This window comes from Ezakiella coagulans (assembly GCF_003096635.1).
In the GTDB taxonomy this organism is placed as follows: domain Bacteria; phylum Bacillota; class Clostridia; order Tissierellales; family Peptoniphilaceae; genus Ezakiella; species Ezakiella coagulans.
This window is the reverse complement of sequence record NZ_QEKV01000006.1, coordinates 64,226-79,893: the sequence shown is the minus strand read 5'-3', so window position 1 is coordinate 79,893 and position 15,668 is coordinate 64,226. Positions and strand designations below refer to the sequence as shown.

The 15,668-nt window shown below is 31.6% G+C and carries 18 protein-coding genes; all 18 read left to right on the top strand.

Annotated elements, in window-relative coordinates; genetic code table 11:
* The first annotated feature begins 1 nt into the window (after window position 1).
* The 18 genes from nusB to rpsA are packed head-to-tail and all read left to right on the top strand — an operon-like array spanning window position 2 to window position 15,611.
* Complete coding sequence (nusB, locus tag C7381_RS05910; RefSeq protein WP_116480268.1) at window positions 2–403, top strand: transcription antitermination factor NusB; 402 nt, start codon at window positions 2–4, stop codon at window positions 401–403.
* Window positions 396–1,721 (top strand): exodeoxyribonuclease VII large subunit, encoded by a 1,326-nt coding sequence (gene xseA / locus C7381_RS05905; protein WP_116480267.1) that lies wholly within the window; start codon window positions 396–398, stop codon window positions 1,719–1,721. The genes nusB and xseA overlap by 8 nt, the downstream gene beginning before the upstream one ends.
* The gene (gene xseB / locus C7381_RS05900; RefSeq protein ID WP_034546961.1) at window positions 1,721–1,966 is read left to right on the top strand and encodes an exodeoxyribonuclease VII small subunit; all 246 of its coding nucleotides are present in this window, start codon (window positions 1,721–1,723) and stop codon (window positions 1,964–1,966) included. The genes xseA and xseB overlap by 1 nt, the downstream gene beginning before the upstream one ends.
* Window positions 1,967–1,979: 13 nt before the next feature.
* Window positions 1,980–2,822: a polyprenyl synthetase family protein gene (locus C7381_RS05895; RefSeq protein ID WP_165803612.1), complete on the top strand. Its 843-nt coding sequence runs from the start codon at window positions 1,980–1,982 to the stop codon at window positions 2,820–2,822.
* Entirely contained in the window at window positions 2,812–3,525 is a 714-nt protein-coding gene (locus C7381_RS05890; protein WP_116480265.1) for a TlyA family RNA methyltransferase, read from the top strand. The genes C7381_RS05895 and C7381_RS05890 overlap by 11 nt, the downstream gene beginning before the upstream one ends.
* A gap of 17 nt (window positions 3,526–3,542) precedes the next feature.
* Complete coding sequence (gene recN / locus C7381_RS05885) at window positions 3,543–5,234, top strand: DNA repair protein RecN (protein WP_116480264.1); 1,692 nt, start codon at window positions 3,543–3,545, stop codon at window positions 5,232–5,234.
* A 4-nt stretch (window positions 5,235–5,238) separates the two neighbouring features.
* Window positions 5,239–5,775 (top strand): NUDIX hydrolase, encoded by a 537-nt coding sequence (locus tag C7381_RS05880; RefSeq protein ID WP_116480263.1) that lies wholly within the window; start codon window positions 5,239–5,241, stop codon window positions 5,773–5,775.
* The gene (locus C7381_RS05875) at window positions 5,762–7,048 is read left to right on the top strand and encodes a thymidine phosphorylase (RefSeq protein WP_116480262.1); all 1,287 of its coding nucleotides are present in this window, start codon (window positions 5,762–5,764) and stop codon (window positions 7,046–7,048) included. The genes C7381_RS05880 and C7381_RS05875 overlap by 14 nt, the downstream gene beginning before the upstream one ends.
* Before the next feature lie 26 nt (window positions 7,049–7,074).
* Window positions 7,075–7,635 carry a site-2 protease family protein gene (locus C7381_RS05870; protein ID WP_245893779.1) on the top strand — a complete coding sequence of 187 codons (561 nt, stop codon included), beginning with the start codon at window positions 7,075–7,077 and terminating at the stop codon, window positions 7,633–7,635.
* A complete protein-coding gene (locus C7381_RS05865) occupies window positions 7,632–8,336 on the top strand; it encodes a segregation and condensation protein A (protein ID WP_116480260.1) in 705 nt (234 codons plus the stop codon). The genes C7381_RS05870 and C7381_RS05865 overlap by 4 nt, the downstream gene beginning before the upstream one ends.
* Window positions 8,336–8,923 (top strand): SMC-Scp complex subunit ScpB, encoded by a 588-nt coding sequence (scpB, locus tag C7381_RS05860; protein ID WP_116480259.1) that lies wholly within the window; start codon window positions 8,336–8,338, stop codon window positions 8,921–8,923. Before C7381_RS05865 ends, scpB begins: the two co-directional genes overlap by 1 nt.
* Window positions 8,924–8,942: 19 nt before the next feature.
* Entirely contained in the window at window positions 8,943–9,671 is a 729-nt protein-coding gene (locus C7381_RS05855; RefSeq protein ID WP_116480258.1) for a pseudouridine synthase, read from the top strand.
* Between the two features lie 7 nt (window positions 9,672–9,678).
* The gene (locus tag C7381_RS05850; RefSeq protein ID WP_034546979.1) at window positions 9,679–10,545 is read left to right on the top strand and encodes a MurR/RpiR family transcriptional regulator; all 867 of its coding nucleotides are present in this window, start codon (window positions 9,679–9,681) and stop codon (window positions 10,543–10,545) included.
* Complete coding sequence (locus C7381_RS05845) at window positions 10,538–11,740, top strand: BaiN/RdsA family NAD(P)/FAD-dependent oxidoreductase (RefSeq protein WP_116480295.1); 1,203 nt, start codon at window positions 10,538–10,540, stop codon at window positions 11,738–11,740. Before C7381_RS05850 ends, C7381_RS05845 begins: the two co-directional genes overlap by 8 nt.
* Window position 11,741: 1 nt before the next feature.
* Complete coding sequence (gene aroH, locus C7381_RS05840) at window positions 11,742–12,092, top strand: chorismate mutase (RefSeq protein WP_116480257.1); 351 nt, start codon at window positions 11,742–11,744, stop codon at window positions 12,090–12,092.
* A 1-nt stretch (window position 12,093) separates the two neighbouring features.
* Entirely contained in the window at window positions 12,094–12,738 is a 645-nt protein-coding gene (gene cmk / locus C7381_RS05835; protein ID WP_116480256.1) for a (d)CMP kinase, read from the top strand.
* On the top strand, window positions 12,739–13,305 hold the full coding sequence (locus C7381_RS05830; RefSeq protein ID WP_116480255.1) for a lysophospholipid acyltransferase family protein: 567 nt from the start codon (window positions 12,739–12,741) through the stop codon (window positions 13,303–13,305).
* Window positions 13,305–15,611, top strand: a complete 2,307-nt coding sequence (gene rpsA / locus C7381_RS05825) for a 30S ribosomal protein S1 (protein WP_116480254.1) — start codon at window positions 13,305–13,307, stop codon at window positions 15,609–15,611. Before C7381_RS05830 ends, rpsA begins: the two co-directional genes overlap by 1 nt.
* Window positions 15,612–15,668: the final 57 nt, after the last annotated feature.

The window sequence follows — 15,668 nt, the reverse complement described above, 5'->3', positions numbered from 1 at the left end:
AATGGATAGAATTATACAACGTGAACTTGCAGTAAAAGTTTTATACGCAATGGATTTGCAAAATAATTTTAGTGAAAAGATATTTAATAATATAATAGAAAACGAAGGTTTTGAAATTGATAAGATGCCGTTTACATGTGAGCTTGTAAATGGCTTTAAAGATAATTATTTTAAAATAAATTTTATAGTAGAAGAAAACAGTGAAAATTATCCGATGTCAAAACTTCCGAAAATAGATATTTCTATAATTCGAACTGCTCTGACTGAAATTTATATTTTAAATCAGCCATATCAGGTTGCTATAAATGAAGCAGTGGAAGTATCAAAGAAGTATTCTGACGAACTAAATTATAAATTTATTAATTCGTTTTTAGGAAATATTGTAAGGGCAGATAATGCGTAGTTTTTCAGTAAGCGAGATAAATAAATATATAAAAACAATTGTATTTAGTGACATTTTCCTTCAAAATGTAAAAGTCGAGGGGGAAGTTTGTGCTTTTAAAGAGCCTTCAAAAAGCGGTAATTTATATTTTGAGATAAAAGATTTTGATTCTCGAATAAAATGTCTATTTTTTGATATGTATGAACAATTTTCAGAAGTGCCTTTTAAAGAAGGAGATTTGGTAACTCTCGTCGGAAAGATTGATGTTTATGAAAAAAACGGCACATATCAGTTAATTGTAAATAGCATATCAATTGATGGAGAAGGCTCTCTATATAAAAAGTTCTTGGCTTTAAAAGAAAAGCTTTCGGATGAAGGCGTTTTCGAATTAACAAAAAGACCGATTCCTACTTATCCTAAAAAGATTGGAATTATTACCTCTGACAGAGGAGCGGCTATTAACGATGTATTAAATACCATCAAAAGAAGATATCCTTTTGTGAAACTACTATTGTACTCAGTTCAGGTTCAAGGTTTTAATGCAGTTCGTGATATTATAGAAGCTTTTGACTATTTTGACGGTACAGATGTAGATATTGTTCTTTTAACTAGAGGTGGTGGAAGCTATGAAGAGCTGTCTGTTTTTAACGATGAAACCCTTGCAAGAAGGATTGTCAAAAGCAAACATCCTACTGTTTCGGCTATTGGGCACGCAGAGGATTTCTTTATTAGTGATTTTTGCGCTGACAAGAGATGCGATACACCTACGGCTTCTGCTGAAGAACTGACTCCTGATATAAGAGAAGTTAGACGCCATAATAAAGAACTTAACGATAAGCTGAACGCTCAAATGGAAAGGGCTCTGAAAAATGAATCCAGGCTTTCGAATTTGATTGAGAAAAATATTGTGCAGCTAAGCCCTAAAAACAAATTTTTCAAACTTCAAGATTTGATGCATGCAACAAACAAGAGGCTTGATATAATAATAAAAGGTGTAATTAACAATGAAAAGAATAAATTGTCTTTGTATGCGGATTCATTTAAAGGAGAAATATCAAATGAAATTGACGAAGGCATTAATCTGCTTGAAGGATATGAATATAGGAGCGAATCTTCGATAAAATTTAGAATTGAAAAGGATAAGCTTAGACTAGATTTGCTTCAAAAAAGGTTGTCATCAAGCGATTTGAATAAATTGTTTGCAAGAGGTTTTTCTGTTACTTATAATGACAAAGATATCCTGTTAAAAGATGTAAAGAAAATTAATGTTGGAGATATAATTTACACAAGAGTTGGGGACAGGACCATAGTTTCCAAGATTACGGAGGTTATAGACTAATGGCGAAGGAACAAAATAAAGATTTTTCATATGAGAAATCCATCGCAAGGATTAACGAATTGCTTGAAAAAATGGAAAATGATGATATTTCACTAAGTGAGAATATGGAGTATTTTAAAGAGGCCAAGTCACTAATAAGGTTATGCAATGAATATTTATCAAATATGGAAAAAGAATTTGAAGTGATTGTTGCAAACGACTACAAGGACAATGAGCTTCATGATGAAGATTTTGAACTTAATTAGGACGAATATTAAAATGAATAAAGTGATTTTAAAATATAGCTCAAATATAGAGTCTTTTGAAAGTTATCTACAAAAATATATTGATTCAAAAGAATATCTTTCAAGAGAATTGAAGGATTCAGTATCTTATTCAATTTTTAGAGGAGGAAAAAGAATAAGACCTATTTTTACTTTTTTGACTGCACAGTCTTTAAAAGTTGAGCCTGTTAAAATTTACCATTTTGCCTCTGTGATTGAACTTATACACAATTATAGCCTTGTTCATGATGATCTACCTGAAATGGATAATGATGATTATAGAAGAGGCAAGGAGAGCACACATAAGAAATATGGGAATATGATTGGTTTATTGGCAGGAGATGCATTACTTAGTCTTGCTAGTGAAATGGCATTTGATGATGATTTCAATTCGGGTAAGAATGAAAAAATTGATGCATATAAATTTGTTTTTAATATGGCGGGAGCGTCCGGAATGATTGACGGACAGGCTTTTGAAAGCAGAGCCGAAAATGTAAATGATTATAAAAATGTTATTATTAAAAAGACAGCAAATTTGTTCAGAGCTTCTATTACAGGAACGGCAAAATATCTTGGCACAGTAAGAGAGACTATAGATAAACTTGATGAACTTGCTCTTTTAATTGGTGAATCATTTCAAATATTAGATGACTTTATGGACCATGAAAATGATGAGTTTTATAAAAAACACAATATAAATATTATAAATCTTATAAATGAGAAAAAAACACATATAGAGGCTCTACTTAAGGATTTATCGAACGAAATTGATACTTCTTATTTTGATGAGCTTGTCAATTATTTGTTTTCTGAAGAATATATAAAAAATGAGGCTTGATCTTTATTTAAGTACCGAAAATGAAATTACTCGCTCGAAAGCAAAAGACCTTATAAAGCGAGGCAGAGTTTCGGTTGATGATACTATAATAGAAAAGCCTTCATTTGATGTTACAGATAAAAACATTATAAAAATCATTGACGAGGAAAATATATACGTGAGTCGAGCCGGCAACAAACTGGAAGCTGCAATTTTAAATTTTGATGTAGATTTGCACGAAAAATGTTGCCTTGACATTGGCTCGAGCACAGGCGGTTTTACGGAATGTCTTATAAGATATGGAGCTAGAGAGGTCTATAGTGTAGACGTCGGTAAGGATCAATTCCATGAAAGTCTTAAAGACATTGATAAAATTCATCTTTTCGAAGAAACTGATATAAGAGATTTTTCAAAAAAAGGTTTAGTTTTTGATATAATTGTATGCGATGTGAGTTTTATTTCAATTGAAGCGATTATTGATGATATTGCCAAAATGAGCAAAGAAAATACTGAAGTCATAGTTTTAATAAAGCCTCAATTTGAGGTCGGAAGAAAAGGTGTAAGTAAAAGAGGTATTGTTTTAGATCCGGCAAAACATTTAAAGGTTATAGAGAATGTAAAAAATGCGTTTGATATGCATGGATTTAAGTTTTGTGGTATAATAGAATCACCAATAAAAGGGAAAGCCGGCAATAAGGAATTTCTTGCAAGGTTTCAAATATAGTTCATTGGAGGGTGCGGATGCTTTTAAATTTAAAAATTAATAATTTTGCACTTATTAAAGAATCGGATATTATGTTTACGAAAGGACTCAATATTCTTTCGGGTGAAACAGGAGCCGGTAAAAGTATAATCTTTGAAGCTTTGTCAGTTGCTTTGGGCGAAAGAGCAAGTAAGTCTATGATTAAGACGGGGACTGACCATTCTGTTATTGAAGCGGTATTCAGCTTAACTGATGAACTCAAGACACTTCTTGATGAAAAGGGGCTTATCAGTGACATTGATGAAGAAACGGTGATAATAAGAAGAGATATCTATCTTGATTATCCGACTGTTTCGAGGATAAACGGTTTTTCTGCAACGCTTGCCGACTTGAAGGAGATTAGTGCATATTTATGTGACATTTACGGTCAATATGAGCATCAATTATTGCTCGACAAGGACAACTATTTATCAATAATAAATAAAGCTACAAGAATAGATTTTTCTGATGAATATGATAAGCTCGAGAATGAGTTGAGACAGGTCTTTAACGAGATCAGAGAATTAAATAAATCTCTTAAAAATTTTCTTGAAAAAAGCAGTAATTTAGATTCGGAAATCGATTATATTGAATTTCAAATAAATGAGATAAATGATATAAATCCAGTTTCAGGTGAGATGGATGAGATAAAAGATGAACTTAAAAAACTTCAAAACCAAGAATTGATACAGGAAACTCTCTCTAATGTTGATAATAATTTAAGAGGCAGTGACGAGCAGTTTGAGAATAACGATGTGCTTGCAAAGCTGGGCGAGTCAATAAATAGTCTTGAGAAGATTTCGAGTTATATTTCGGATGTTGATGGGCTGATTGAAAGAATGAAAACATCTATGTATGAATTAGAAGATATTTCAAGTGTTATTGCAGGTTATATAGGAACGGATTATGACGAGTCAAGAATTGAAGAATTAAGCTTGAGACTTTCGAGACTTCAAATGCTTGAAAAGAAGTATTCTACAGACATAGATGGGGTTTTGAAAAAGAAAGCTGAGCTTGAAGAAGATTTAAATGATCTAAAATATTTAGATGAAAGAATTCAAGAGATAAAAGATAGCATAAAAGTTAAGGAGCAACAATACAACGATTTAGCTCTAAAGATTACGAGTTTGCGAAAAAGTGCGGCTGAAAAACTTGAAAGCAATCTATCGGATGAACTTCATGAACTCGATATGCAAAACAGTGTGTTCAAGGTTCAATTCAGTGTGTCGAAACCAACAGAAAAAGGAATTGACGAGGTTGAATTTTTAGCAAAAACAAATAAAGGTTCATCATTTAAGCCTATAAGAGAAATTATTTCTGGTGGAGAAATGTCAAGATTTATGCTTGCTTTTAAAAATGTATTGTCAGATGCAAATAATTACAAAACATTTGTTTTCGATGAAATTGATGCGGGTTTGTCAGGTAAAGTTGCAAACACAGTTGGTAAGAGACTCGAAAAATTGGCTGAAAAGCGTCAGGTTTTAATTATCAGTCATTTGCCACAAATTATAAGTAAGGCTGATAGCCACTATAAAATAACCAAAAAAGATATTGATGATGAAACAGTTTCTTATATAAAGAAATTGAACGAAAATGAAAGAGTTGAAGAGATTGCAAGACTTTTGAGTGGAGACTCTATAACTTCTGAAACTCTTAAGAATGCAAAGCTATTGTTGGATGAAAAGAGGTAATGTAATGGATTATACTGAAACGACTATTAAGTCTGAAAACATTTATGAAGGCAAAGTTATTAATTTAAGGGTTGATTCTGTTGAACTTCCAAATAGAAGATATTCAAAAAGGGAAGTTGTAGTTCACGGTGACGTTGCAGCCATTATAGCTATCAGAAACAATAAAATTGTTTTGCTTAAACATTTCAGAAAACCGGTCGAAGAAATTCTTATAGAAATTCCGGCGGGCGGTGTTATGAAAGGAGAAACTCCTATTGATGCTGCTGCTCGCGAACTTGAAGAAGAGACAGGTCTAGTTGCAAAGAATTTAAATTATTTAATTATGTCTTATTCAAGTCCGGGATATACAACTGAAAAAATACATTTTTTTATTAGCGATGAAATCGAGATATCAGAACACGAAAGAGATGATGAGGCAATTGAGGTTCTTGAAATGTCTTTAGATGAGATCAAAGAAAAAATAGATAATCTGGAAATTAAGGATGCAAAAACAATAATGGCGTATTTCTTGGCGAAAGAGTATATTGATGAGAATAACTGATATTATTTCGAAGAAAAGAGATTCATATGAGTTAACAAAAGAAGAACTTGATTTCTTTGTAGGGAAAGTTGTCAAAAACGAAGTCCCGGATTATCAAGTTGCCGCTTTTTTAATGGCAACATATTTAAATGGAATGACTGCAGATGAGGCTTCAAATCTTACAAATGCAATGGTTGAAACGGGAGATGTTTTGGATATTGAAGGAATCTCAGAATTTTCTTTTGATAAACACTCAACAGGTGGTGTAGGAGATAAAATTACATTGATTTTAGTTCCTATAATTGCATCTCTCGGAATTCCGGTTGTGAAGATGAGCGGGAGAGGGCTTGGTATGACAGGTGGGACTCTTGATAAACTTGAAAGTATTCCGGGATTTAATATACATCTTTCAAATAGCGAAATACTAAAACAGGCAAAAGATATAGGTGCGGTTATTTGTGCACAAACATCATGTTTAGCACCGTCGGATAAAATATTTTATGAACTTAGAGATGTTACCGCAACAATTGACAGTATTCCGCTTATAGCATCTTCAATAATGTCGAAAAAACTAGCTATAAAGAATAAAGCACTTATCATTGATTTAAAAGTTGGTAAGGGTGCATTTATGAAAGACATAAATGAGGCCCGTAAACTTGCAAATCTTATGAAAGATATTGCTGTTAAACATGGACGTATGTGTAAAATTATTTTGAGCGACATGGACTGCCCAATTGGATATACCGTTGGCAATAGTCTAGAAGTTATTGAGGCGGTTGAAGTTTTAGCGGGCAAGAGAAAGTCGTCTTCTTATGAAATAACAAAGTCTATAGCAGTTGAAGTTTTGGGATTACTTAAAAATATATCCAAAACCGAGGCAGAAAAGATGGTTGATGATTCGATATTAAGTGGAAAAGCTTTTTCGAAATTTAAAGAACTCGTAAGTTTACAACATGGAAATGTTTCATTTATAGAAGACACGTCAAAATTCAAACTTTCTAAAATTGCTGTTCAAGTAAAAGCAGAGTCTAGCGGATATGTTTATTATGATGCATTAAAATTCGGAGAGATTTCTTTGATTTCCGGTGCGGGTAGAGAGAGAAAAGAAGATTCTATAGACTATGGAGCAGGAATATATTTTAACAAAACTAACGGTGAAAACGTTAAAAAAGGAGATATTTTATTTACCGTATATTCAAATAATAATACAGACACATTAACTGAATGTATAGAAGGATCTTTTGAAATAAAGGAATCAATTTTAGAACAAAAGATAATTTATGAGGTGATTTAATGTTTAATAAAACATTTTTTATAAGTATGGCGGCATTGTTAATAGCTATCGTTTTACACGAGTTAGCACACGGACTTGTAGCATATATTTTCGGCGATGATACAGCAAAAAGGTCAGGTAGGCTCACATTAAATCCACTTAAACACCTCGATATTTTTGGAATTATAAGTCTCTTGGTGTTTAAATTTGGATGGGCTAATCCTGTTCCTGTAAATTCTTCAAAACTTAAGAATTACAATGTAGGAATGTTTTTTGTAAGTATTGCCGGAATTACGATAAATTTTTTGTTGGCATTTATAACTGCAAGAGTCGCAAAAGATATTTCGTTTAGTAGTGAAGTTGTAAGGGATTTTGTATTTTATTTTATAATTTACAATCTAAATCTAGCATTTTTTAATTTAATTCCATTACCGCCGCTTGACGGATCAAATATCATTTTGTCGTTTTTCCCTGAAACTACAGCATATGAAGTTCACAAATACAACAGATATACACAGCTTATACTTCTTGCTTTAATTATTTCAGGGGCAGTATCAAAATTTTTAGGAATGGTTATTCAACCGGTATTTTTGTGGATGGTATCATGAGCACCATTGATATAAATATTGAAACATATAGTGGCCCATTTGATTTATTACTGGATCTTATAAGAAAAAATAAAATAGATATATATGATGTTAATATAAATGATATAACATCACAATATCTGGATTATTTAAGTAAAGCTTCCGCTTTAAATATTGAAATAAGAGTTGAATTTTTATATTTAGCGGCAACTCTTATTAATATAAAAACAAAAATGCTTTTGCCAAAAGATTTAGATGATAGTGAAAATCTGCAATCAGACCTTGTTGAGCAATTGATTTTGTATAGCAAATTTAAATTTCAATCCGAAGTTTTAAGAAAGCTTTACGATAAAAATAAGCTTAGTTTTACAAGATATACAGATTTAAATTCGTTTGATATAGGGACGGATTTTAAAGTTGTCGGAAGCACTTATAGACTAAATAGTTCTATTAACAGACTCTTAAACGGGGCATTTGAGGACGAGGGTACAGACTCGCAGACTGTAATTTTTAAAGACAAGTACAAAGTTGAATATTTAGCTCAGTCAATTATAGAAGACATAAATAAATTAAACAAACTTGATTTTAGTAAAGTAGTCAATAAAAAAGAAAAGAATTTTATTATTACTGCATTTTTGGCAGTGCTTGAACTTTTGAACCAAGGAAAAATTAACTTTTATCAGGAAGAAAATTTTTCAGACATATATTTGGAGAAGAAATAATGGACAATTTATATTTAAAAAACTCTATAGAAGCTTTGATTTTTGCTTGGGGGGATTCGATTGAAGTAAAGGAAATCGCCAATTTTTTTGAAGTTGAGATTTCAAAGGTTAAAAAAATAATAGAAGAACTAAAAACGGATTACAGCGAGAGAGGAATAAGACTTCAAGTGGCGGGAGGCTTGGTTACATTCAGCACAAATCCGGAATATGGAGAGTCTATAAAGTCATTCGGGATTCAAGTATTGAAGAAAAATATAACAGAGGCAAATATGGAGACACTTTCTGTTATTGCTTACTTGGGACCGACGACTAAAGCTGTTGTCGATAATGTGAGAGGAGTAAATTCCGACGGCTCTATTCAAAATCTTTTAAAAAATGAACTTATATATGAAGTTGGACGATTAAAAGCACCTGGAAAACCGTTTGTATATAAAGTGACCGATAAATTTTTAATGACTTTTAATATTGATAGTCTAGATGATTTGCCGCCTTTGATGGACAGAGACGAGATAAAAGAAAAACTCAAATTTACTGAAATAAAAGATGAAGATATAGATTTTATAATGGATACGGAAGAGGATGAATAGATTTTAAGGGGAGATTTATATGGGTGAAATGAGAATAAATAAATACATTGCTGCATGTGGATTCGCATCGAGAAGAAAAGCTGATGAACTCGTGCTTAATGGACTTGTCGCTGTTAATGGCGAGGTGATTAATGAGCCGGGTTATATGGTTGATATTGAAAATGATGCTGTAAAAGTTAAAAATAAACTATTAAAAATTCAAAACGCAGACTTATATTATGTTTTAAACAAGCCATTAAATTATTTATCTTCTAATAAAGATCCTCATTCTAAAAATTTAGCTAGGAATTTGATTCATTATAAAGGACATTTATTTAATGTTGGTCGTTTGGACAGTGATACTTCCGGGCTTTTAATTTATACAAATGATGGAGATTTTGCAAATATTATGACACATCCATCGTACAATATTAAAAAAAGATATGAGGTAAGTTTAAACGGATATTTAAAAGATGATACAAAAGATTCAATCGAACAAGGTGTATTATTGGACGATGGAAAAACTAAAAAATGTAAAATAGAAATAAAGAAAAGGACATCAAACTCAACAAGACTTCATATAATTATTTCGGAAGGTAAAAATAGACAGATAAGAAGGATGTTTGAAAAATTTGGTTTTGCTGTTACAGAATTAAAAAGGCTTACTCATGGTAGAATATCTTTGGATGGTGTGAGAGAAGGCCAATATAGAGTGTTTACAAAAGATGAGATTTTATATGTAAATGAATTAAAACAAAAACATTTATAGGTGGTTTATGCAAAATAATAATTTAGAAAAAATAATAGATATTCATTATTCGAAATTAAGTAGAATGCAAAGAAGAATAGCTGATTTTCTTCTAAATTCTTCAGATATTCCTCTTGATATGACAGGAAAGCATCTTTCAAAAACACTGAATATAAGTGAGTCCACAGTTGTTAGATTTGCTCAAACTATCGGACTTACAGGTTATCCTGAATTGGTTCTTTTAATAAATGAATATATAAAAAGCACAAGAACATCTATCGAAAGGCTTTCTTTAAATAATGAAGAAAGAAAGCTTGATGGGAATTTGATTTCAATTGATGAGGAAATTGCGGCACTTAGAAAAGTTAGGGAGCATGTAACAAATGAAGAAATCAATCGAGTATCAACAGAGCTAAACAATGCTAATAGGATATTTATATTGGGATGTCGTACGTCACATTATCTTGCTTCTTATTTCAATTTTTATTTAAGTTTGATAAAAAACAATGTTTATATTTTAGGAGAGAAAGAAACAACAATTATCGAAGAATTGGTTGATATAAATGAAAATGATATAGTTTTTACAATAAGTTTCCCAAGATATACGCGTGCACTAAATGATATTTTTAAATTTGTTAGCTCTAAAGGAGCAAAACTTATTTTGCTTACGGATAGCGAGAATAATCCGTTGGTGAAGTTTTCGGATATAAATTTAATAGTGCAAAATAATATTTTATTCTTTGTGGACTCGCTTGTTGTGCCGATGGCTATTATTAATTCAATAATTATTGATTTAAGTCTGAAAAATAAACAAAAGACTATAAATTCTCTTACAAATATGGAATTTATATGGAAGACCTATAATATATTTGAAAGCAGTAAAGAAAATGAATGAGTATAAAAATATTATAATTGGAGCAGGAGCGGCAGGACTATTTTTATCTGCACTATTAAATAATGCGGACACTCTTGTTCTTGAAAAGAATCAATATCCAGGTAAAAAACTTAATATAACGGGTAAAGGCAGATGCAATATTACAAACGCATGTTCTAAAGAAGATTTGTTCGGAGAAATTTTCACGAATCAAAAATTTCTTTATTCTGCTATTAATGATTTTGATAATAACAGAACCGTTGATTTTTTTAATAATAGAAATTTAAAAACAAAGGTTGAAAGGGGAGGCAGAATTTTCCCTTTAAGCGATAGGGCAAGAGACGTTACAGATTGTCTTTACAAAAACAATGCTTGTACTTTTAAATTTAATGAACGTGTAAAAAATATAGAAAAATCAGAAGAAAAGTTTATAATATTAACAGATGAAAACAAATATGTTTGCAATAATCTCGTAGTTGCAACAGGAGGATTAAGCTATCCGACAACAGGCTCAACCGGTGATGGATATAAGTTTTTAGAATCATTTGGTCACACAATTATAGAACCTAGACCTGCACTTGTCGGAATTGAAACGGACTCAAAATATAAAGAAGTGTTTATGGGGATATCTCTAAAAAATATTGAATTTAAATTAATTCGAAACAAAAAAGAGATTAAATCCGAATTTGGAGAAGCCTTATTTACCCACTATGGTTTAAGCGGACCTACTATACTTAGACTAAGCCCTTTTATTAAAAAAGGGGATATTTTAAGTCTTGATTTAAAACCTGCACTTACTGATGAAAAGTTAAATATGCGAATTCAAAGAGATTTGGATGAAGCCGGCAACAAAATGATAAAAAACTCTTTGAATCATCTTTTACTTTCTAATATGATTGCTCCTATTCTTGAACTTTCTGATATAGATATGGAGAAAAATTCAAATATTATAAATAAAGAGGAAAGACAAAGACTTTCTAATATTATAAAAAATATGCATTTTAAGGTTGTTGCAAGAAGACCACTTGATGAAGCGATAATAACTGATGGTGGTGTAAAAGTTTCCGAGATAAATCCTAAGACTATGGAATCAAAAATGGTAGACAGATTATTTGTTATTGGTGAAGTTTTGGACGTTGCTGCAAATACAGGCGGCTACAACTTGCAAATTGCATTTAGCACAGCATACAAGGCATACTTATATTTGGAGGATTAGTATGATTGCGATAAGAGGCGCTATAACGATTGAAAACGATACAAAAGAAGAGGTTTTTAAAGCATCCAAAGAATTAATCCAAGAGATAGTTAAAAGAAATTCAATTGATGAAAAAAACATTATTTCAATTATAACTACATGCACAAAAGATATAAGATCGGCATACCCTGGTCCCGGAATACGGGATGCAAACATTGATGTTCCGATTTTATCGATGCAGGAAATGGATGTAGAGGGTGCGCTTAATCTTTGCATAAGATTTATATTGCATGTTGATAAAGATATTGTTCCTAAACATGTATACCTAAAAAAAGCAGTCGGCCTTAGGCCGGACTATAAGGAGGATAATTAATATGATTATAACACTTGATGGACCATCCGGTTCAGGCAAAAGCACATTGGCAAAAAGACTTGCAAAAGTTATGAATTTCACACATATTGACTCCGGCTCTATTTACAGAGCAATAGCTTATTATTTTTTTACAAGTAATATTTCAGCTGAAGACTATGAAAATAGTTTAGAAAATATAAAAATCAGTTATGCAAAAAATGGAGTTATGCTAAATGGAAAGAGATTAAAAAGCGAAATCAGAACTATTGAAGTTACTGAGCTCAGTAGTAAAATCGCAACTTATCCTTTTATTAGAAAATATGTTGATGAAATAATTAAAAAAATTGCAAAAAGGACATCGGTTGTTGTTGATGGAAGAGATATCGGTAGCAGCGTTTTACCAAATGCTGATTATAAATTTTATATTGAGGCAGATATTAAAAAAAGAGCAGCCAGAAGAATTCTTCAAATAAAAAGAAAAAATCCTGAGTCTGATATTGCTGTCTCAGAAGTGAGAGATGATTTAAAAGTTAGGGATGACAGAGATAAGAATAGAGAGTATAGCCCTTTATGTGTTCCTGAAAATGCTATAATAATTGATACTACAAACGACTCTGTGAAAGAATCACTTCAAAAAATCACAAGAATTATTAGGGGACTTGAATAAATGAAAGCAATAGTTTGGCTTGTTAAAACTTTTGTTAATATTTTTTTTAGAGTTAAACTTCATGACATTGATAAAATTCCGACAGATGGTAGAGTTATAATTTGCCCAAATCACAAATCAAATTGGGACTCGGTTTTTTTATATTTGAATTTTCCGAGACACATACATTTTTTGGCAAAAAAGGAATTGTTTAAAAACAAATTACTTGCAAAGATTTTATATTCGCAAGATGTAATACCTGTGGATAGAAAAAAGCCAAGTATTAAAACTATAAAACAATGTATAGAAGTTTTGGAAAATGATGAAGTCCTTGGTATTTTCCCACAAGGAACAAGGCTTGCCGAGCTGAAGGAAAGCGATGTCAAAAGTGGGGTGGCTCTAATTGCTTTTAAAGCGAACTCAAATGTAATTCCGGTTAAAATTGTTTCAACTTATAAAGCATTTTCTAAAGTTGATATTTATTTTGGTGACGAAATTGAACCACGAGTCGACGAAAATCTTTCTCAAAAAGAAAACCATGAATTGTGGAGTAAAGAAATTATAAAACAGATCAAGGAGCTTGGCTAATGAAAGTTGTTGTAGCTAATGAACTTGGTTTTTGTTTTGGTGTAAAAAGAGCATACGATTTGGCAATTTCAAATGCATCTTCTACAACAGCAATAATAGGTCAACTTGTTCATAATCAGGATGTACAAAACAATCTGTACGAGCACGGAATAAAAGAGTTTGATGTTAAAGGTAATTTTGACAAAATCATTTTAAGAAGTCACGGCACGATTAAAGAAGAAAAAGAAGAATTATCGAAAAGTTATGAACTTATTGATACAACTTGCCCGATTTTATTAAATATTTATAATAAAATGATTGAAAAAGAGAATGAAGGATATACAAATATAATTTTTGGTGATCCATTTCATCCTGAAGTTATTGCTACAAAATCTCAAGTAAAAAGTTGTATTGTTGTAAATTCGCCTGAAGAGATTCAGAATTTAAAGGATAAGTTATATTTTGTTACAATGCAAACAACTCTTAATTACCAAAAAGCAGATTTATTAACTGAGACTATTTGTGACAAATTCGGCAACAATGTTAAAGTTTTTAATTCTATTTGCGGTGCATCTTCTAAGCGAAGAAAGAGTTTAATAGATCTAACAAAAGAAGTTGAAGCTATTATTATATTTGGTTCAAAGAATTCAAACAACACTAAGGAATTATGCAATATATTAAAAGAAAAAAATTTTCCATATTATTTTGCAAATGATGTTTTTTCCCTTGATTTATCTTCAATTTCAATGTATAATAGTATTGGAATCTCAGCTGGAGCATCTACTCCGGACTGGATTATTAAGGAGGCTGTTAGAGTGTTAAACGACATTAATAACAAAGATAGTATTGATCTCGGTGAGAACAATGTAGCTTCGGATAAGATAGTTGCAAACAATGACCCAATAGAGAATCATGAATCTAATAAAACAGATGCAAGTATTCCATCTAAAGACACAGTAACAGATTCTTTTAACCACAATGATAAAGGAGAGTCAACTATGATTAACGAAAACGAAAAAGTTTCAACCGAAACAACAGAAAATGCGTCTAACAATGCAGTCAACGAACAAGACCATGCCGAAATGATGGCAAAGATTGATGATACATTCACACGTATCAAAAGAGGACAAATTGTCCAAGGCACTGTACTTTACGTAACCGAAAGTCAAATTATGGTTAATATTAACTATAGATCTGACGGAATTATTGACAGAGATGAACTACCAACAGATCTAACCGATCCAAGAACAGAATACAAGGCTGGAGACCAAATCGATGTTTATATTGTTAAGGTCGATGATGGAGAAGGCAATGTAGTATTGAGCCTTAGAAGGATCAAAGATGTTCAAGCTTGGAATGAGTTAGAGGAAAAGTTTGAAGCAAAAGAGCCAATTGAAGTTTTTGTAAAAGAACAAACAAAAGGCGGATTAATCGTTGAGTATAAGGGTGCGCGTGCATTTATGCCTGCAAGCCATTCTTTTGATAGATTTAGAAGAGATTTATCAAGTCTTGTTGGTGAGACTGTAAAAGTTGAAATTATAGATTTTGATAAATCTAAGAGACGTTGTGTTGTTTCAAGAAGAGAATTAGAAAAAGCTAGAATTCAAAAAGAACAAGATGAATTTTGGTCAGGTGTAGAAGAAGGACAACTTAGAAAAGGTAAAGTTATGCGTTTGACTAACTTTGGTGCTTTTGTAGACCTTGGAGGAGTTGACGGATTAATTCACATAACTGATTTAGCTTGGAACAGAGTAAGAGATCCAAAAGAAGTTTTGAGCGTTGGTGATGAAGTTGAAGTTTTAGTATTAGGCTTTGATAGAGAAAAGAATCGTATTTCTTTAGGACTAAAACAAACAACTGAAGATCCATGGGAAGTATTCAAGAACAATAACAAAGTCGGCGATGTTGTAAAAGGAACTGTTGTTTCTATGCCGGAATTTGGTGCTTTCGTAAGATTAGGTGAAGGAATTGATGGACTTATTCACATTTCACAAATCTGCAGAGAACATATTGAAAAACCTTCTGATATTTTAAATATTGGTCAAGAAGTTGAAGCAAAGATTACAGATATCAAAGACAATCAAAAGATTTCATTGAGTATTCGTGCTTTAACAGAACCTGAAGAAGAAAAACGTGAAAGAAAGCCAAGAAGAGAAAGAGCTCCTAGAAAGACAGCAAATGAAAACAAAAAAGAAGAAAAAGCTGATTCAAATCCTATCGACAATCCATTGATTGATAGTGAAATTCTTGGAGAATTAAAGAAAATGGCTTTAAATTTAGATGATAATACATCAGAAGGCGAAGCTGCTCAAAATAGCGAAGAATAATTTTAAACGAAGTTAATAAAATAAATAGCTGCCTTTTTGGCAGCTTTATTATTATTT

Coding starts and splice junctions, on each gene's coding strand:
- aroH (WP_116480257.1), top strand. CDS start 11,742: ATGATTGCGATAAGAGGCGCTATAACGATTGAAAACGATACAAAAGAA.
- scpB (WP_116480259.1), top strand. CDS start 8,336: ATGGACAATTTATATTTAAAAAACTCTATAGAAGCTTTGATTTTTGCT.
- C7381_RS05875 (WP_116480262.1), top strand. CDS start 5,762: ATGAGAATAACTGATATTATTTCGAAGAAAAGAGATTCATATGAGTTA.
- C7381_RS05830 (WP_116480255.1), top strand. CDS start 12,739: ATGAAAGCAATAGTTTGGCTTGTTAAAACTTTTGTTAATATTTTTTTT.
- C7381_RS05890 (WP_116480265.1), top strand. CDS start 2,812: ATGAGGCTTGATCTTTATTTAAGTACCGAAAATGAAATTACTCGCTCG.
- C7381_RS05870 (WP_245893779.1), top strand. CDS start 7,075: ATGGCGGCATTGTTAATAGCTATCGTTTTACACGAGTTAGCACACGGA.
- recN (WP_116480264.1), top strand. CDS start 3,543: ATGCTTTTAAATTTAAAAATTAATAATTTTGCACTTATTAAAGAATCG.
- rpsA (WP_116480254.1), top strand. CDS start 13,305: ATGAAAGTTGTTGTAGCTAATGAACTTGGTTTTTGTTTTGGTGTAAAA.
- C7381_RS05845 (WP_116480295.1), top strand. CDS start 10,538: ATGAATGAGTATAAAAATATTATAATTGGAGCAGGAGCGGCAGGACTA.
- C7381_RS05895 (WP_165803612.1), top strand. CDS start 1,980: ATGAATAAAGTGATTTTAAAATATAGCTCAAATATAGAGTCTTTTGAA.
- C7381_RS05880 (WP_116480263.1), top strand. CDS start 5,239: ATGGATTATACTGAAACGACTATTAAGTCTGAAAACATTTATGAAGGC.
- C7381_RS05855 (WP_116480258.1), top strand. CDS start 8,943: ATGGGTGAAATGAGAATAAATAAATACATTGCTGCATGTGGATTCGCA.
- xseA (WP_116480267.1), top strand. CDS start 396: ATGCGTAGTTTTTCAGTAAGCGAGATAAATAAATATATAAAAACAATT.
- xseB (WP_034546961.1), top strand. CDS start 1,721: ATGGCGAAGGAACAAAATAAAGATTTTTCATATGAGAAATCCATCGCA.
- C7381_RS05850 (WP_034546979.1), top strand. CDS start 9,679: ATGCAAAATAATAATTTAGAAAAAATAATAGATATTCATTATTCGAAA.
- cmk (WP_116480256.1), top strand. CDS start 12,094: ATGATTATAACACTTGATGGACCATCCGGTTCAGGCAAAAGCACATTG.
- nusB (WP_116480268.1), top strand. CDS start 2: ATGGATAGAATTATACAACGTGAACTTGCAGTAAAAGTTTTATACGCA.
- C7381_RS05865 (WP_116480260.1), top strand. CDS start 7,632: ATGAGCACCATTGATATAAATATTGAAACATATAGTGGCCCATTTGAT.